This window comes from Deinococcus sp. LM3, assembly GCF_002017875.1.
In the GTDB taxonomy this organism is placed as follows: Bacteria; Deinococcota; Deinococci; order Deinococcales; family Deinococcaceae; genus Deinococcus.
The window spans coordinates 251841-268282 of record NZ_MUFV01000001.1 but is presented as its reverse complement, the minus strand read 5'-3'; the positions used below and the strand labels follow the sequence as shown (position 1 = coordinate 268282).

The window sequence follows — 16442 nt, the reverse complement described above, 5'->3', positions numbered from 1 at the left end:
TGAACATTGAGACCCGCCGTTCACGGTTTCGTGAGGGTCCCCGGAGGAACGCATGGAAGAACGCAAGAGTATGGGAGGAGCGCTGGTGGACGTCTTCGACGCCGGCCTGACCCTCGTGAAATCCGAGATCAACGCCGTCGCCCGCAAGGCCGGCCAGATCGCCAAGGCCAAGGGCATCGGCGCGGTGCTGCTGCTGGCCGCGACCGGCCCGCTGATCCTGGGACTGGTGTTCATCATCCTGGCCGTGTTCTACGGTCTGATGCGCCTGGGCCTGGGCGCCTGGGCCGCCGCGCTGATCATCGCCCTGCTCAGCTTCGCTGTGACCGGCGCGCTGATCTTCATCGGCATCCGCAAACTGGGTGCAGAGGTCCGCATGGATGAACCCCGCTACCGCCGCCCCGACGACCTGGGTGACCGCGCCGAACAGACCGACACCCGGCCTGTGGGCAGCGCCGCCTCCCGCCCCGCCACCGGCAGCAACACCGAACGCGACGCCCACAACTCCAGCGGCCCCCGCGTCGAGATCGGCCGTGACGCCGGCCAGTACGCCGCCGGCGAGAACCGCGTGACCCGCGAGGGCGGCGGCACCGCCACCGTCCGCATCGAGGGCGGCGAGACCACCGTTCCCGTGTACGAGAGCAAACCCGGCGGTGAACCCGCCAACTACGGCAGCGGCCTGAACAAGCAGATCGACGGCAGCGAGGTCGGCAAGGGCCACCGCGGCGACGAGCACCACGCCCACGACCCCAACCTGCAGGAACCCGTCGTGCTCAAGGACGCCCCCGGCATTCCCGTCAGCACCGCCCCGACCTTCCGGGACGACATGAAAAAAGGAGGACAGTCCTGATGGCCGAGTACCTGACGGAACGCGAGGAAGCCCGCGAACGCCTCAAGAACAGCGTGGACGCCCTGACCCAGCAGGCCAGCCTGCAGGTCAACCTGCAGAAAGACCCCCTGAAGATGCTGGGCGGCGCGTCCGCCGTGGGCGCCGTGATCGGCATGGTCGTGGGCCGCCAGTTCAAGCGCAGCAAGAAGATCTACGTGGACGCCGCCAGCCCCGCCAAGCACCAGAAGGCCCTGATCAAGGCCCAGAAGTCCGGCAAGGGCGGCGGCGTGGGCGGCGCCCTCGTCGCCACGCTCGGCACGCTGGCCGTCAAGACCGTGATGGACCGCGTGGTCACGCCGCGCCTGGAACAGCTGGCAGACAACCTGCTGGAGAAATCCGGACAGCCGGCCGGCACGGCAGCCCGCGCCACCGCCCAGACCGGCCGCACCCCGGCCGCGCGTCCGACGGCGACCGGCGGCACCGCCAGCTTCGTCAAGACGCCTGCCGCCCAGACGACCGCCGCCCAGACGACCGCGCAGAGCCCCGTGCAGAGTTACGCCCAGCAGGCCCCGGCCGAGGGCAGCGTCCCGCCCGCCCCGACCCCCGCGCACCCCGGCGTGAAACCCGCCCCGGCCAGCCACGTGGACGCCAAGGCGGTGGGCAGCCCCATCGCGCCCGACGAGATGGGCAACCCCAACCGCCGCTGACCGCCTGTCCCTGCCAGCAGTCCACCCGTCAAAGGTGGGCTGCTTTTTGATACGCCCCGATCAGGAGTGCTAGCCTGCGGCCATGACCGCCACCCGCAGCACCCGCCAGCGCGATGTGATCACCCGCATCATGCAGGCCGCCCAGGGACCACTGGCCGTTGCCGACGTGCTCGACCGCGCGCGGAGCGACCTGCCGGGCCTGGGCATCGCCACCGTGTACCGCACCCTGAAACTCCTGACCGAGCAGGGCCGCATCCACCCCGTTACGCTCGACGGCGAGACCCTCTACGAGGCCAGCGGCCAGGGCCACCACCACCACTTCTCCTGCCAGGACTGCGGCCGCGTCTTCACGCTGCACACCTGCCCGGTCGCGCTGCCCAGCGGCACCGTCTACCCCGGCGGATTCATCGTGCGCGCCCACGAGGTCACGCTGTACGGCCAGTGCCCGGACTGCGCCGCGCAGCCCGGCTGACCCACAAACCACACAGCGGCCTGCCGCTTTTACCCCGCGCTCCCAGTCTCCACGCCCTTGACCCTGGGCGGGCCGGGACGCTAGGCTGCGCGGTAGCTCCTGCGTGGAGCGACCCACTTCAGAGCGCCCGAGAGAACTGGCTCGTAGACGGCGCGGCAACCGGACCTCATCGCGTCACGGTGCCAAGGCCAGCCCACCCGCCGCGGGTCAACGATGACCGCCGGGAGGGACCAAGAGGGAAGGTCACGCGGTTGATACCCATCAGCGCCCCTTCTCGATCCCTACGAGCAGGGGCGCTGTCCTGATTCCAGGCGGCGTCCCACGGTCCCCACCGAGGAGGCGCACGTCATGGCGCACAAATTCGAAACGTTGCAGGTTCACGCCGGTCAGCAGCCCGACCCGACCACCGGGGCGCAGCAGACGCCCATCTACGCCACGAACAGTTACGTGTTCCAGTCCCCCGAGCACGCCGCCGACCTGTTCGGCCTGCGGGCGTTCGGGAACATCTACAGCCGCATCATGAACCCCACGAACGCCGTGTTCGAGGCGCGGGTCGCGGCGCTGGAGGGCGGCGTGGGCGCGCTGGCGGTCGCCAGTGGGCACGCCGCGCAGTTCCTGGCGATCACGAACGTCGCGCAGGCCGGGGACAACATCGTGTCCAGCCCGAACCTGTACGGCGGGACCGTCAACCAGTTCCGCGTGACCCTGAAACGGCTGGGCATCGAGGTGCGCTTCACCAGCCGCGAGGAACGCCCGGAGGAATTCACGGCCCTGATCGACGACCGCACCCGCGCCGTGTACCTGGAAACCATCGGGAACCCGGCGCTGAACATCCCGGATTTCGAGGCGATCGCGGCCGCCGCGCACGCCCAGGGCGTCGCGGTGTTCGTGGACAACACCTTCGGCGCGGGCGGGTACTACTGCCAGCCGCTGCGGCACGGCGCGGACGTGGTGCTGCACTCGGCCAGCAAGTGGATCGGCGGGCACGGCAACGGCATCGGCGGCGTGATCGTGGACGGCGGCACCTTCGACTGGGGCAACGGCCGTTACCCCCTGATGACCGAGGCCAGCCCCAGCTACCACGGCCTGAACTTCTGGGAGACGTTCGGGGAGGGTAACGCGCTGGGCCTGCCGAACGTGGCGTTCATCACCCGCGCCCGCACCGAGGGCCTGCGCGACCTGGGCCCCACCCTGGCTCCGCAGCAGGCGTGGCAGTTCATTCAGGGCCTGGAAACCCTGAGCCTGCGCGCCGAGCGGCACGCGCAGAACACCCTGGCGCTCGCGTCGTGGCTGGCGGCCCACCCGGACGTGGCGCGCGTCACGTACCCCGGCCTGAGTAATCACCCGCACTACGACCGCGCGCAGCACTACCTGCCGCGCGGGGCGGGCGCGGTCCTGACCTTCGAACTGCGCGGCGGGCGCGCGGCGGGCGAGGCGTTCATCCGCGCCGTGAACCTCGCGCAGCACGTGGCGAACGTCGGGGATACCCGCACGCTGGTCATCCACCCGGCCAGCACCACCCACAGCCAGCTGAGCGCCGAGGCGCAGGCGGCGGCGGGCGTCACACCGGGACTGGTGCGTGTGTCGGTTGGCATCGAACACATCGACGACATCCGCGACGACTTCGCGCAGGCGCTGGCCGCCGCGCTGACCGAAGCGGAAGCCGTCCAGCCGGAAGCCGTACAACCAGGAGTGGCGCAACCCGGAGTGGTGCAGTGACCGCCCAGACGCACCCGGCCCAGGTCCACCTCCCGCCCCCCGCGAGCACCGAGGCGGATGACGGGACGGCCGCCACGGACCGATGTCAGGCGGGCCAGCCTGACCTGACCCCCACCGCCCAGACGCCTGCCGCGCAGACCGCCCGTCTGTTCCGGCACGCGCCCCTGCTGCTCGACTGCGGACAGCCCGTGAACGACGTGACCGTCACGTACCACACGTACGGCACGCCGCAACCCACCGCCACCCTCGTCCTGCACGCCCTGACCGGCACGAGTGCCGTGCACGAGTGGTGGCCGGACTTCCTGGGCGAGGGCCGCCCGCTGGACCCCACGCGCGACTACGTGATCTGCGCGAACGTGCTGGGCGGTTGCGCCGGCACGACCGGCCCCGCCGACCTGCCCCGCGTGGCCGGCGCCGACGCGCCCCTGACCCTGCGCGACATGGCCCGCACCGGCCGCGCCCTGCTCGAACACCTGGGCGTGAACCGCGTGCGGATCGTGGGCGCCAGCATGGGCGGCATGCTCGCCTACGCCTGGCTGCTCGAATGCCCGGACCTCGTGGAACGCGCCGTGATCATCGGCGCCCCGGCGCGCCACTCACCGTGGGCGATCGGCCTGAACACCGCTGCCCGAAGCGCCATCCGCGCCGCACCCGGCGGGGAAGGCCTGAAGGTCGCGCGGCAGATCGCCATGCTCTCGTACCGCAGCCCCGAGAGTTTCGCCGTCACGCAGACCGGCCAGCGCGTGCCCGGCGTGCCCGCCATCACCAGTTACCTGCACCACCACGGTGAGAAGCTCCAGGCGCGCTTCTGCGAACGCAGCTACGTGGCCCTGACCGGCGCCATGGACGCCTTCCAGCCCACCGACCAGGAACTGCGCACCATCCAGACGCCCACCCTGGTCGTCGGGATCCGCAGCGACGTCCTGTACCCCCCCACCGAGGTTCGGGCCGGCGCGGCCCTGCTACCCCGCGCCCACTACCACGAACTGGACTCCATTCACGGCCACGACGCCTTCCTGATGGACCCCGGCCCCCTGCCCACCCTGGTCAGCGCCTTCCTGAGCGCCTGAAGAGGACGTGATACGGATTCCGTTTGTTTCGCCGACAATCCGGACCTTCACCGGATTGCCGGCTCCATGTCCGGAACCCGTTTCTCTCCCACTCGCTTCGCTCGGACCCAGCGGGCTTTACAGCCCATTCAATCGGAGTCCGTATGAGGCCAGCGCCGGCTGCTGCTCACAGATGACCCCCGGTACCTCATCAGGTCAGTAGGACTTCTGAGCGGAAATCAGGCATAGTTGCAGAGTTGCAACGGCAGCCTGCCGTCTTACAGGAGTGAGACTTGACAGAAGTACTGAAAATCATCGACGTGATCGGCCTGCTGCTGTTCTGCCTGTACATCGTGCAGCAAACGGCGGCGGCCCTGCAGAGAAAACCCCGCGTGCGGGTCGAGAGCAGCGGAGCGCAGCTGAACTTCCTGATTCCGGCGCTGAACGAGGCCCAGGTGATCGGAGCGACCCTGGAAAACCTGCGCCGCACGGTGCCGAGTGCCCGGATCGTCGTCATCGACGACGCGAGTGACGATCAGACGGCCCAGATCGTCCTGCGGGCGGCTCAGGGCGACCCGGCCATCACGCTGCTGCAACGGCAGCACCCGGAAGCCCGCCAGAACAAGGGCCGCGCCATGAACTGGGCCGTGCGCGGATTGCTGCGCGACGGGTTCTTCGGTGACTGCCCCGACCAGCAGGTCATCGTGGTGCTCGACGCCGACGGCCGCGTTCAGGAGGACTTCGCGGGGCAGGTCTGGGGGGCGTTCGCCGACCCGAACGTCATGGCCGCGCAGGGCTGGATGCGCTTCCGGCAGACCGGTGCGCGGCCGGGACCGGCCGGCCTGGTCTCACGGATGCTGCTGTTCCAGCAGGATCTCGAAGCGTTCATCACGGGCCATATCCAGCGCTACCGGGTGCGCGGCGGAACGGCGTCCCTGACCGGCAACGGCCAGTGCATGCGCGTCAGTTACGTGGCGCAGCAACTGGACGCCGGCACCGATCCCTGGCCCGAAGTGCTGCTGGAGGATTTCGCGAGCGCCGTCGAGATTCGCCTGCATTCGCCAGAACACCGGATCGCCTACCTGCCCACGCACATCAGCCAGCAGGGCATGGTGGAACTCTCCGGGTTCATCCGGCAGCGGGTCCGCTGGACGCAGGGAGCCATGGAGTGCCTGCCGTACCTCCGCAGACTGTGGCGAACCCGCGCCAGCTGGATCACGCGCTTGGACTTCAGTTACTTCATCCTGGGACCCTGGTTGAACCTGCTGCTGATCATCAGTTTCGCCAGCCAGGGGCTGCGCCGGGTCTTCGGAGGACAGGGACTGACGATCACGCCCGAGGTCGGGCTGCTCCTGACCGTGCTGCCGCTGATCATGCAGCTGAACTGGGTGCTGCGGTACATCCGCGAGCGGCGGCTGCCACTCCGCTACCTGCCATTTGCCATGGTCAGCCTGCCCGTCTACTCGTTCGCGCTGCTGTCCAGCCTGCCGAAAGCGTACTTCAACCACTTCACCGGACGCCGGGGCTGGTACAAGAGCGTCCGGCATGACGACGCCACGCTGGAGCTTCCGGAACGGCACGCGGAACCCGCGAGGTCCAACGTGACCGCTCCGGCCGCTTCGGACTGAGCGACTGCACCCCACCGAGAGCCCCGCATCAGACGCTGCTCTGATGCGGGGCTCTCCGTTATCCGGGCAGGCTCAGTTCACTCGACGGGCTCGCCGCGCTGGAGTTTCACGGCGCGCACGAGGTTCTGGTACATCAGGGCGCTGGTGAGCGGGCCGACCCCCCCGGGGACGGGGGTCTGCGCGCGGACCGGCAGTTCCGGGGTGGCGTCGCCGACCACGCCGCCGGGCTGCACGTTGATCCCGGCGTCGATGACGACGTGGTGCGGTTGCACGTGGTCCGGGCGCAGCAGTGCGGCGCGGCCCACGGCGACCACGATGGCGTCCATGGGGGCCAGCACGCGGCGCAGGTCGCGGGTGTGTTCGTTGCAGAGGGTGACGGTCGCGCCCCGGTTGTTCAGCATGAAGGTCAGGGGGCGGCCCACGGTGCGTCCGGGGCCGATCACGGCGATGTTCAGGCCGCGCAGGTCGTCGCCGAGGGCGGCGCGCAGCAGGAAGCGGACAGAGCGTGGGGTGGGTGGCAGCAGCGCCTCGGTTTCACGTCCGGCGGCGATCAGGGCGAGGTTGGCGGGGCTGAGGCCCTCGACGTCCTTGCGGGGCGCGAGTCGCAGCAGGGCGGCGTCGGCGTCCAGGCCGGGTGCGAGCGGCAGTTCGAGCATGATGCCGTGCACGCCGGGGTCGGCGGAGAGTTCGTCGAGGGCGGCGTGCAGGGCGGCGTCGGTCAGGGTGTCGCCCAGGTCGCGGGCGGTGAACTGCACGCCGAGGCGTTCGGCGCGGCGTGCCTTGCTGTCCACGTACACGCGGGAGGCCGGGTCGCCGCTGGCGAGCACGCTGACGAGGTGCGGGCGGAAGTTCCAGGCGCGCAGGTCGGCTTTCACGCCGCGCGTGACCTGATCGGCCAGGGCCTTGCCGGTCAGGGGGCCGCTGGGAAGCGCAGTTTCGGTGGGGGTGGGGTCCGGTGTGGTCATGGGGGTGTCCAGTCTGGGTCGGGAGCGGGGGGGGTAGGGGCGGTCGGGGGCGGCCCCCGGCGGCGGGGGCGGGCTCGTTCCGGCACAGCATACCGAGTTCCGCCGGACTGGGCGGCAGCGCGTGTGGACGTGTCGGGTCTGCTTTCCGTTCGGCGTGAAATGGTTTCACGTGTGCTGGCGTTAATCCCCTGGGGGGGGGTACGTGAAGACCTTCACAGCGGCGCGCGCCGCGCACCCCTATCTTCTGAACAGATGGTCACCGACACGCCCCGCCCCGCCCGCGCCCGCAGCGCCGAAGAAAAGAACCGTCGCCGCGACGACATCCTCCGCGCCGCCGAGCGCCTCTGGACCACCACGACCTACGCCGACCTCAGCATGAATCAGGTGGCCCGCGAGGCCCGCCTTGCCAAGGGCACCCTGTACCTGTACTTCGACACCAAGGAAGAACTGTTCCTGGCACTGCTCAGCGAGCACCTGCACGCCTGGATCACCCGCACCGCCGAGCTGTTGCAGGAGCGCCGGCCCCGCACGCCCACCGAGGTCAGCGACGCCCTGCTGGACTCCAGCGAGACCCTGACGCCCCTGCGCCGCCTGCTGGTGCTGCTGGGCACCGTGCTGGAACGCAACGTGCGCCCGGAACTCGCCACCGAATTCCGCCGCGACCTGGACGCCCAGCTGGGCCGACTGGTCGAGCACATGCCGTACTCGCCCGCCACCACGCTGCGCATCCTGCGGCACCTGTACGCGGTCGCCATCGGCTGGCAGCAGTTCAGCGAGTCCCTGCCCGGCCTGGACCCCAACACCGGGGAGCCCCGGCAGGACGCCCAGTGGACCTTCCAGAGCGAGTTCGAACTGGTGCTGCGCGCCGTCGTGGACCGCCTGGCCGCCGCCGACAGCTGACCCTCACCCCGGCAGAACGCCGCGCGACTGCCCCCAGGGGCGATCGCGCGGCGTGTTTCTGTCCAGGCGTGTTTCTGTCTACCGGCGGAACTTCCCGACGCTGGGTGTCCAGTTCAGGCGCAGGGGCCGCGTGGCGGTCGTCATGTTCACGCCGGCCGACTCGCACCGCTGCTGCGCGGCGGCCGGGACGAGCGGCAGGGCATGCAGCGCCGTGCCCTGGCGGGCCGGGACGTACTGCACGCCCAGCGTCACGCCCCGCAGGCAGGCCGGGACGGACCCCGCCGCGAAATCGGCGTCGCGGATCAGCGGAATGACGCTGCCCTCCGGCACGGACTTCCAGCCGCCCGGCCCCTGCCACGCGAAGGTCGTGCGGGACTCGCAGCGGCCGGCCGCGCACCACTCGCGGGTCAGGACCAGCAGCGCCTGACCGGAGCGCAGGAACGTCGCGGCCCGCACGACCGTGAAGGTCTGCCCGGCCGGATCGAGCCCGCTGTGTCCCCGCCACTCCAGGTAGTGGTTCGGGGCGTCGTGAACCTGCGCCGCGAACAGGTTCTGCGTGGCCGCCCAGTCCAGCCGTTCGCGGCGGGCGTAGGCCAGCAGGGACCGCTCGGCCGGGTCGGGCGTGAAGGTCGCCATGAACTGCCGCACGCCCTCCAGCGGCCCCAGCGGGTCCGGCGCGGCGGCCTGCGCCACCCCACCCAGCAGCAGGCACGGCAGCAGGGCGCGGCGGCACCTGAACTCCGTGAATTCCAGAAACGGAAAGTGAAACGTGAACACTTCACCTGTGATAGCGCGCCCACTCTGACCGGAACCTGACGGCCCATCCTGCCCCGCGCTGCCGGCGCGCCCCTGTCTGCCTGTGTACGTGCGGGACCGCCCGGCGCGGCGCGTATCCTGCGCTGGTATGCGCGTAGTCCTGAAACTCGGCACCAGTGTCCTGACCGGCGGCACGGACCGCCTGCACCGCCCCCGTCTGGTGGACCTGATGCGCGGCCTGTCTGCCGTGCGCGCCGCCGGGCACGAGGCCGTCCTGGTCACCAGCGGCGCCGTCCTGGCCGGCTGGGAGGCACTGGGCTTCCCGCCGCGCGACCGCACCCTGGCAGAGAAACAGCTGCTGGCCGCCGTCGGCCAGGGCCGCCTGATGCACATGTACGCGCAACTGGCCGACCTGTATGGTCTGCCGGTCGCGCAGGTGCTGCTGACCGCCGACGACTTCCGGGACCGCACCCGCTACCTGAACGCCCGCACCACCCTGGACGCCTGCCTGGCGCGCGGGGTCATGCCGATCATCAACGAGAACGACGCCGTGGCCCTCGAACAGATCAAGGTCGGGGACAACGACACCCTCTCGGCGTTCGTGGCGAACCTGACCGAGGCGGACCTGCTGGTCATCCTGACCGACGCGCCCGGCCTGTACACCTCCGACCCGCGCAGCGACCCCACGGCCACGCTGATCCCGGTCGTGGAGCGCGTCACGCCGGAAGTCTGGGCGCGTGCCGGTGGGGCCGGATCGCACCGGGGCACGGGCGGCATGCACACCAAGATCCAGGCAGCCGAGATCGCCACCCGCGCCGGAACGCCCGTCGTGATCGCGCCCGGCGACGCCCCGGACGCCCTGGTCCGCATCGTGGGCGGCGAGGCCCTCGGTACGCGCTTCCTGGCCGCCGGGACCCGCCTGGAAGCCCGCAAACGCTGGATCCTGGCCGAGATCGCCGCCGGGCGCGTCCTGCTGGACGCCGGGGCCGCCAGCGCCGTCCGCGAACGCGGCGGGAGCCTGCTGCCCGCCGGGATCACGCAGGTCGAGGGCACGTTCCGCCGGGGGCACACCATCCGCCTGATCGACCCCGGCGGCCACGAGATCGCGCGCGGCCTGACCCGCTACGACGCGGCCGACCTGACCCGCATCGCCGGGCGGCACTCGCGTGACATCGAGGGCCTGCTGGGCTTCACGTACGGCCCGGAAGCCGTGCACCGCGACGACCTCGTGCGGTTGTAGCCTCCGCCCGCCAGCCCCGGCAGAGCGCAGGCCGGCCCACACGCAGCGCCCGCAGCGCCGCCTATACTGCCGTGCGTGCTGTTGCCCATGCTTTCCATTCCGCTGCTGGCCGCCCAGATCACCGTGACCGACCCGGCCGGTGACGCGCGCGGCGACGGCGGGTACGTGCTGCCCACCCGCCCGGCCATCACCGCCGAGATGCTCGACCTGCGCGCCTTCACGGCCGACAGCACCGGCGAGACCATGCGCTTTACCGTCAGTTTCGGGCAGATGGGCAACCCCTGGAACGCGCCGGGCGGGTTCAGTGCCGGCGTGACCGACATCTTCGTGAAGGGCGCGCTGGGCGGCCAGCAGGTCCTGGCCGACACCGGCCTGCGCGTGCGCGGTCAGGGCGGCTGGCAGTACCACCTGCGCGTCACGGGGGTCGGCGCGACCCTGACCGAGGCGAACACGCTGGGCCGCCTGACCGTCCGGCCCGCCCCGACCGTCCGAGTCCAGGGAACCAGTCTGGTCATCGACACCGACCTGCCCGCCGGGAAGTACGGGTACTGGGTGACCAGCAGCGTGTACACGCCCCTGTCCACCAGCGGCCTGCTGCGCCCCGGCCCGGACGTCCGCCCGGACGCCCTGCAGGCCGGCCGCGCCGACGCCCCCACCCCGGTGGACGTGCTCGCGCCGGCCGGCGACACGCAGGCCTTCACGAACGACACGCTGGCCGCCGTCGGTGAGACGCGAGACTGGGTCAGCATCGCCCTGATCGTCCTGGGCGGCGTGGGCCTGCTGGTCACCGTGATCGCCACCGTGTTCGTGTGGCGCCGCCTGTCCCGCCCATGAGCGCCCGGATTCCCGCTCCGCTGCTGATCCTGACCGCCGCCGTCCTGTGGGGCCTGCTGGGCATCCTGGGCAAGCAGGCGCAGGCCGCCGGGATCGCGCCGCTGGAAGTCGCATTCTGGCGCGCCGCCCTGGCCGGGGGGCTGTACGCGCTGCACACGGCCGTGATCCGCGCGCCCCTGCCACGCGGCCGGGACCTGCTCGTCACGGCCGCGTTCGGCGTGGCGGGCGTCAGCGTGTTCTACGGCAGTTACCAGCTGGCCGTCCGGGCCGGCGGGGCGAGCCTCGCCAGCGTGCTGCTGTACACCGCGCCCGCCTTCGTCGCCCTGATCGGCTGGGCGGCGTGGCGCGAACGCCTGGGCCGGCGCGAGGCCCTCGCCATCGGCGGCACGCTGGGCGGCATCGGCCTGATCAGCCTGGGCGGCGGGCAGGGCGTGACCGTCAGCCCGGCCGCGCTGGGCCTGGGCCTGACGGCCGGATTCACGTACTCGCTGTACTACATCTACGGCCGCGCCTTCTTCGACCGCTACGCGCCGCCCGCGCTGCTGGCCGTCGCGCTGCCCGTGGGCGCCGCGTGCCTGCTGCCGTTCGTGACGTTCAGTGCCAAGACCGCGCCCGCCTGGGGCAGCCTGATCGCCCTGTCGTTCTTCAGCACGTACCTGGCGTACCTGGCGTACAGCGCGGGCCTGCGCCGCCTGAACGCCACGCGCGCCAGCGTGATCGCCAGCCTGGAACCCGTCGTGGCCGCCGCGCTGGCCGCCGCACTGTTCGGCGAGCGCCCCGCGCCACTGGCTCTGCTGGGCGCCACCCTGGTCATCGGGGCCGCCCTGCTGCTCAGCCTGCAACCCGCCGAGAAGCACCCCCCCGTGGAGTAGCTGGTGCGGGGCGGGAAGCGACCAGCCCCGTTATGCCAGCGCGGCGTTCAGTTCGTCGCGGAAGGTGCGGGCGGCCTGCACGCTGGCTGGCACGTCCAGGCCGCGTGCGTACTGCACGCCCCGGCTGGCGCTGGCCAGCGCCCCGGTTCCGCCCGCATCGAAGGCGGGGGCCAGTTGCGCCGCCGTGGCGCCCTGCGCGCCCAGGCCCGGCAGCAGCAGCAGGGCGCGCGGCATCCGGGCGCGGAACGCGGCGAGGTCCTGCGGGTGCGTGGCGCCCACGACCGCGCCGACGCTGGCGTACTCGCCGTCCTCGGCGGCGTTCAGGCGGGTGATCTCGTCGGCCACGCGTTCGCTGACGCCGTGCCCCTGAAGGTCCGCCTGTCCGGGATTGCTGGTCTTCACGAGCACGAATACCGCGCCGCCACTGGCGCGGGCCGTCTCCACGAACGGGGTCAGGGTCTCGAAGCCCAGGAAGGGATTGACGGTCAGGGCGGCGCCCGCGTGCCGTCCGGTCAGCCAGCCCTGCGCGTACGCCTGCGCGGTGCTGCCGATATCGCCGCGTTTGGCATCCAGCAGTACCGGCAGGCCCAGGGTGCGGGCGGCCGCGCACACGTCCTCCAGAATGTGCATTCCTTCCAGGCCCAGCGCCTCGTAGAACGCCAGTTGCGGCTTGACGCACGCCGCGTACGGCGCGGTCGCCTCCAGCACGTCCAGGGTGTGGGCGCGCAGGTGCGCGGCGTCCCGGTACGCGTCCAGGCGGGGGTCCAGGCCCACGCACAGGCGGGTGTTCAGGCGGCGGGTTCGGTCGGTGACGGCCTGCGCGAAGTTCATCGGGTCCGAGGCTACCGCATTTCCGTTCCCCCGCTGGTCCCCCACCGACCGGCCCATTTCTGTAGTTCAGGCGTTACCCTGGCACGCATGACCTTTTCCATCGTGGGCCGCGACGCCCGCACGGGTGACCTGGGCGTGGCGGTCGCCAGCAAATTCCTGGCCGTGGGCGCCCTGGTGCCCTTCGTGCGCGGCGGTGTGGGCGCCGTTGCCACGCAGAGTTACGTGAACCCCACCTTCGGCCCGGAAGGGCTGCGGCTCCTGGGGGGCGGCCTGAGCGCCGAGGTGATCAGCGCGCACTTTCAGGTGACCGACCCCGGTATCGCGCAGCGGCAGTTCGGGATGGTCGGTGCCAGCGGCGACAGCGTGACCTTCACCGGGCCCGACTGTCACGCCTGGGCGGGCGGGTACGCCGGGCCGGACGTGGCGATTCAGGGCAACATCCTGGCCGGGCCGGGCGTCGTGACCGCCATGCGCGCCGCCTGGGAGGCCGGAACGGACCTGCCGCTGCCGCGCCGCCTGCTGGCCGCCCTGATGGCCGGCGACGCGGCGGGCGGGGACCGCCGGGGCCGGCAGTCGGCCGCGCTGCTGTGCGCCGGACCGGGGCGCGGCTACGGCGGCCTGACCGACGACTGGGTGAACCTGCGTGCCGACGACCACGCCGCCCCCTGCGCGGAATTGGCCCGCCTGCTCGACGTCCATGACCTGCTGTTCACCCGCCCCGAAACCACCCGCCCCCTCACGCCGGAGCAGCTGGACTGGCTGCGCGCCCTGCTGATCCGCCAGGGGTACGCCGCCGCCCTGCCCGCCGGCGCCTGGGACGCCGACACCGAGGCGGCCGCCTGGGCGCTGTTCGGCACCGAGAACCTGGAGGAACGCTGGGTGCCCGGCGGTCAGGTGGACCCCGTCGCGCTGGCGTACCTTCAGCAGCGCTACGGCGCGGAGAGTTGATGCGGGCCTGAGGTCCCCACCACCCACTCCCCTCAACCTCATACCCTGGGGCGGTGTGGGCGGCGCGGCGCGGTACACTGCCTGCCATGCGGCTTTCAGCCACCGACGTGTACGCCTTTCAGGCGCTGGGATTCCTGGGTACCCAGGACCCGGCCCGCTGGGTGTCCAGCGAGGAAATCAGTGAATCGACCGGCGTTCACCGCCCCTACCTGGTGCGGATCCTGGCGGCCCTGACCGCCAAGGGCGTCGTGAAAAGCAAGAAAGGCATCGGCGGCGGGTACGCGCTGGCCCGGCGGCCCCAGCTGATCAGCCTGTGCGAGGTCGTGCGCGCCATCGACGGGCCGGTCGCGCCGCTGTCGTGCATCAGCCTCAACTGGCACGAGCACTGCCCCGAGGAGGACCGCTGCCACGCCCGCACCACCATCTACACCCGCATGCGCGACGCCATGCTGGGCGTGCTGCAGGAGTTCAGCGTGCAGGACCTCGTGATCGACGCGCAGCAGGGCGTCAGTTACGGCCACTGCCTCGGCCACCTCCTGAAACCCAACGCGTAGGAGCAGGTGAACGGTTGAAAGTCGATGGTTGATGGAAGGAACGCCCCTCTATCAACCATCGACTTTCAACCATCAACCTACTTCAGGTACGGTTCGAAGCGGTTGCGGTCGCTGCTGTCGGGGTCCTCGGTGGCGCGCACGACCGAGCGGGCGCTGAACACCAGCAGCAGGCGCCCGGCGGGGGCGGTCGTGTCGGCGCGCAGGGTGCCCTGGTTCACGCGGTACGGGCCGGACAGCATCGCCTGCATGGTGCTGGGGTCGAAGGCCAGTGCGGCGCCGGTCATGGCGGGCTTGGCGGCCTTCACGCCGCCACGCGCGGTCACGAACCCGCTCTTCACGTTCAGGGTCATGCTGGGCGCGCTGAGGTTCGTGAAGCGGGTGTCGTTGTACGTGACGCCGCCCGTGGCGGTGACCGTCCCGGCCTTCAGGTCGTACGTGACCTGGGCGGCCTTCAGTGTGCCGCCCTGCCGGGTGGTGATGGTCGCGTCCTGCGCGCTCAGCCGCTGCCCCGGCTGCAGTTGCATGCGGGCCGCCGTGAGTTTCACGCCGCCGCGACTGTCGGTGGCGGTGCCGCCCTGCGGCAGGTCGGTCGCGCCGGTCTCGAGGTTCAGGTTCTGCGGGCCGCGCGGTGTGACGTTCAGGCCGCCGAAGTTGACGGCCTGGGCGCTGCCGGCAGCCAGGGTCAGGGCCGTCAGCAGGCCGGTCAGCCGGCGGGCCAGGGTGGGGGAGGGGGTGGGCTTCATGAGGCCCACCGTAGCGGGCCGCGCACTGAGCGGCGTGAGGAGAGCCGTCAGGTTCGGTTCAGTCTCCTGCCTCCTCCTGCCTTTCTCCGGCCTCTGCGCCGGTTTCTCATGCAGGAACCACCCGCCTCATGCGCTCCTATCCGCTGCTGCGCGTGGCGGCGCTACACTCCGCAGCAGTGAAGCTGTCATCTCTCCTGTCTGCCGGTTCCCGAACCACCCTGTTCCGGACGCCCCTGTCCCGTGCGGGCGTGACGGCCCTGACCCTGGCCTCCCTGCTGGGCGGCCTGACGCTGCCGGCTCACGCGGCGCCCCGCGTGGGCACCCATGACGGGTACACCCGGCTGGTGTTCGATCTGCCCGGCCAGAACGCCGTGACTAGCACGGCGAAAGTCGCCTCGCAGTCCGTCACCGTGAAGCTCGGCACGACACTGAAAAGCGAGCAGGGCGCCCTGAAAGCGCCGGGCGTCACCGCGTACGCCGTGTCGGGCGGAACGGTCACCGTGACCCTGGCCGCCGGGCACTCCAGGGCCAGCGCCAGCGTCCTGCCGGCGTCCGGCGGTCAGCCGGCGCGGCTGGTCATCGACGTGCCGACCGGCGGCGCGGCCCGGCCAGCCGCGACGACCGCGGCGGCGCGTCCGGCGGCGGTGGTGCGACCGGCGACTGCCTCGGCCACCACCCGGCCGCGCGTGGTCCTTGATCCCGGTCACGGCGGCACGGATCCCGGCATGGTCAGCCGCTGGGTGACCGAGGAGGACGTGACCCTGGACGTGGCCCTGCGTACCCGCGCCGAACTGCTGCGGCACGGCGTGGAGGTCGTCATGACCCGCGACTCGGACCGGCACCTGAGCGCCAACAAGACCCAGGACCTGGACGCCCGCGCCCGCATGGCGAACAACGGCACGGTCAGCGCCTTCGTGAGCATTCACGTGAACGCGGCGGGAGCTTCGGCGCAGGGAATCGAGACGTTCTACTTCGGGCAGCCGCTGGCCGGCAGCAGCCGCAGCCTCGCCGTGCGTGAGAACGGCGGCGGCAGCCTCGGCGAGGAACTGACCCGCAAGGCGTCCAGCACCGCCCAGAACCTGCTGGGCGACATTCTGGCGCAGGCGAAGATCGCGTTCAGCCGGCAGCTGGCGCAGAAGGTGCAGTCTCAGCTGGTGGCCGGGACGGGCGCCGTGAGCCGGGGCGTGCGGACCGACGCGTTCTACGTGATCCGCAACCCGACCACGCCCGCCATTCTGGTCGAACTGGGATTCGGCACGAACCCGTCCGAGGGGCCGAAACTGGCGACCGCCGCGTACCGGGAGCGGCTGGCGCAGTCGCTGGCCCGCGCGATCCTGGACTTCCTGCACACCAAGTAGCGGCGCATCACAGCAGGGGCGGGCAGCGGCCGCTTCTGAT

Annotated in this window: 17 protein-coding genes; 13 read left to right on the top strand and 4 right to left on the bottom strand. The window is 71.4% G+C overall.

Features of this window, described 5'->3' with window-relative positions; translation table 11 throughout:
• The first annotated feature begins 52 nt into the window (after window positions 1-52).
• The 6 genes from BXU09_RS01240 to BXU09_RS01215 all read left to right on the top strand — a co-directional run bounded on the left by BXU09_RS01240 (window position 53) and on the right by BXU09_RS01215 (window position 6401).
• Entirely contained in the window at window positions 53-847 is a 795-nt protein-coding gene (locus BXU09_RS01240) for a phage holin family protein (RefSeq protein ID WP_078299984.1), read from the top strand.
• On the top strand, window positions 847-1533 hold the full coding sequence (locus tag BXU09_RS01235; RefSeq protein ID WP_078299979.1) for a hypothetical protein: 687 nt from the start codon (window positions 847-849) through the stop codon (window positions 1531-1533). Before BXU09_RS01240 ends, BXU09_RS01235 begins: the two co-directional genes overlap by 1 nt.
• A gap of 82 nt (window positions 1534-1615) precedes the next feature.
• A complete protein-coding gene (locus BXU09_RS01230; protein WP_078299956.1) occupies window positions 1616-2005 on the top strand; it encodes a Fur family transcriptional regulator in 390 nt (129 codons plus the stop codon).
• Window positions 2006-2353: 348 nt separating this feature from the next.
• Complete coding sequence (locus BXU09_RS01225; protein ID WP_078299951.1) at window positions 2354-3724, top strand: aminotransferase class V-fold PLP-dependent enzyme; 1371 nt, start codon at window positions 2354-2356, stop codon at window positions 3722-3724.
• Between the two features lie 104 nt (window positions 3725-3828).
• Window positions 3829-4794, top strand: coding sequence for an alpha/beta fold hydrolase family protein (locus BXU09_RS01220; RefSeq protein ID WP_144012144.1), 966 nt, complete (start codon window positions 3829-3831; stop codon window positions 4792-4794).
• 272 nt (window positions 4795-5066) lie between these two features.
• A complete protein-coding gene (locus BXU09_RS01215; RefSeq protein WP_078299946.1) occupies window positions 5067-6401 on the top strand; it encodes a glycosyltransferase in 1335 nt (444 codons plus the stop codon).
• A 77-nt stretch (window positions 6402-6478) separates the two neighbouring features.
• Here the strand turns inward: BXU09_RS01215 and BXU09_RS01210 are convergent, their stop codons facing one another.
• Window positions 6479-7366 carry a bifunctional 5,10-methylenetetrahydrofolate dehydrogenase/5,10-methenyltetrahydrofolate cyclohydrolase gene (locus BXU09_RS01210; protein WP_078299943.1) on the bottom strand — a complete coding sequence of 296 codons (888 nt, stop codon included), beginning with the start codon at window positions 7364-7366 and terminating at the stop codon, window positions 6479-6481.
• A 252-nt stretch (window positions 7367-7618) separates the two neighbouring features.
• Between BXU09_RS01210 and BXU09_RS01205 the strand changes: the two genes are divergently transcribed.
• Window positions 7619-8266 (top strand): TetR/AcrR family transcriptional regulator, encoded by a 648-nt coding sequence (locus BXU09_RS01205; protein ID WP_055363308.1) that lies wholly within the window; start codon window positions 7619-7621, stop codon window positions 8264-8266.
• Window positions 8267-8344: 78 nt separating this feature from the next.
• Here the strand turns inward: BXU09_RS01205 and BXU09_RS01200 are convergent, their stop codons facing one another.
• A complete protein-coding gene (locus tag BXU09_RS01200) occupies window positions 8345-9043 on the bottom strand; it encodes a hypothetical protein (RefSeq protein WP_078299941.1) in 699 nt (232 codons plus the stop codon).
• Between the two features lie 127 nt (window positions 9044-9170).
• Here BXU09_RS01200 and proB point away from each other — a divergent pair, with 127 nt between their 5' ends.
• The 3 genes from proB (at window position 9171) to BXU09_RS01185 (ending at window position 11968) form a co-directional block, all read left to right on the top strand.
• Window positions 9171-10262 (top strand): glutamate 5-kinase, encoded by a 1092-nt coding sequence (gene proB, locus BXU09_RS01195; RefSeq protein ID WP_078299939.1) that lies wholly within the window; start codon window positions 9171-9173, stop codon window positions 10260-10262.
• A 75-nt stretch (window positions 10263-10337) separates the two neighbouring features.
• Entirely contained in the window at window positions 10338-11096 is a 759-nt protein-coding gene (locus BXU09_RS01190) for a glucodextranase DOMON-like domain-containing protein (protein WP_240500894.1), read from the top strand.
• Window positions 11093-11968 (top strand): EamA family transporter, encoded by an 876-nt coding sequence (locus BXU09_RS01185; protein ID WP_078299936.1) that lies wholly within the window; start codon window positions 11093-11095, stop codon window positions 11966-11968. The genes BXU09_RS01190 and BXU09_RS01185 overlap by 4 nt, the downstream gene beginning before the upstream one ends.
• 30 nt (window positions 11969-11998) lie before the next feature.
• Here BXU09_RS01185 and pyrF read toward each other — a convergent pair whose 3' ends face one another.
• Window positions 11999-12799, bottom strand: a complete 801-nt coding sequence (pyrF, locus tag BXU09_RS01180) for an orotidine-5'-phosphate decarboxylase (protein ID WP_078299933.1) — start codon at window positions 12797-12799, stop codon at window positions 11999-12001.
• Window positions 12800-12886: 87 nt separating this feature from the next.
• Here pyrF and BXU09_RS01175 point away from each other — a divergent pair, with 87 nt between their 5' ends.
• Together BXU09_RS01175 and BXU09_RS01170 are read left to right on the top strand one after the other, a co-directional pair.
• Entirely contained in the window at window positions 12887-13747 is an 861-nt protein-coding gene (locus BXU09_RS01175) for a DUF1028 domain-containing protein (RefSeq protein ID WP_078299931.1), read from the top strand.
• An 86-nt stretch (window positions 13748-13833) separates the two neighbouring features.
• Window positions 13834-14301 carry an RrF2 family transcriptional regulator gene (locus BXU09_RS01170; protein WP_055362277.1) on the top strand — a complete coding sequence of 156 codons (468 nt, stop codon included), beginning with the start codon at window positions 13834-13836 and terminating at the stop codon, window positions 14299-14301.
• Between the two features lie 77 nt (window positions 14302-14378).
• Here BXU09_RS01170 and BXU09_RS01165 read toward each other — a convergent pair whose 3' ends face one another.
• Complete coding sequence (locus tag BXU09_RS01165) at window positions 14379-15044, bottom strand: hypothetical protein (protein WP_078299928.1); 666 nt, start codon at window positions 15042-15044, stop codon at window positions 14379-14381.
• A 176-nt stretch (window positions 15045-15220) separates the two neighbouring features.
• Here BXU09_RS01165 and BXU09_RS01160 point away from each other — a divergent pair, with 176 nt between their 5' ends.
• Window positions 15221-16402 (top strand): N-acetylmuramoyl-L-alanine amidase, encoded by a 1182-nt coding sequence (locus tag BXU09_RS01160; protein WP_240500892.1) that lies wholly within the window; start codon window positions 15221-15223, stop codon window positions 16400-16402.
• The last annotated feature ends 40 nt before the right edge of the window (window positions 16403-16442 follow it).

Excerpts from the sequence above, each read along its gene's own strand:
- proB (WP_078299939.1), top strand. The coding sequence starts at position 9,171 with ATGCGCGTAGTCCTGAAACTCGGCACCAGTGTCCTGACCGGCGGCACG.
- BXU09_RS01185 (WP_078299936.1), top strand. The coding sequence starts at position 11,093 with ATGAGCGCCCGGATTCCCGCTCCGCTGCTGATCCTGACCGCCGCCGTC.
- BXU09_RS01240 (WP_078299984.1), top strand. The coding sequence starts at position 53 with ATGGAAGAACGCAAGAGTATGGGAGGAGCGCTGGTGGACGTCTTCGAC.
- BXU09_RS01230 (WP_078299956.1), top strand. The coding sequence starts at position 1,616 with ATGACCGCCACCCGCAGCACCCGCCAGCGCGATGTGATCACCCGCATC.
- BXU09_RS01225 (WP_078299951.1), top strand. The coding sequence starts at position 2,354 with ATGGCGCACAAATTCGAAACGTTGCAGGTTCACGCCGGTCAGCAGCCC.
- pyrF (WP_078299933.1), bottom strand. The coding sequence starts at position 12,799 with ATGAACTTCGCGCAGGCCGTCACCGACCGAACCCGCCGCCTGAACACC.
- BXU09_RS01210 (WP_078299943.1), bottom strand. The coding sequence starts at position 7,366 with ATGACCACACCGGACCCCACCCCCACCGAAACTGCGCTTCCCAGCGGC.
- BXU09_RS01165 (WP_078299928.1), bottom strand. The coding sequence starts at position 15,044 with ATGAAGCCCACCCCCTCCCCCACCCTGGCCCGCCGGCTGACCGGCCTG.
- BXU09_RS01205 (WP_055363308.1), top strand. The coding sequence starts at position 7,619 with ATGGTCACCGACACGCCCCGCCCCGCCCGCGCCCGCAGCGCCGAAGAA.
- BXU09_RS01235 (WP_078299979.1), top strand. The coding sequence starts at position 847 with ATGGCCGAGTACCTGACGGAACGCGAGGAAGCCCGCGAACGCCTCAAG.
- BXU09_RS01170 (WP_055362277.1), top strand. The coding sequence starts at position 13,834 with ATGCGGCTTTCAGCCACCGACGTGTACGCCTTTCAGGCGCTGGGATTC.
- BXU09_RS01175 (WP_078299931.1), top strand. The coding sequence starts at position 12,887 with ATGACCTTTTCCATCGTGGGCCGCGACGCCCGCACGGGTGACCTGGGC.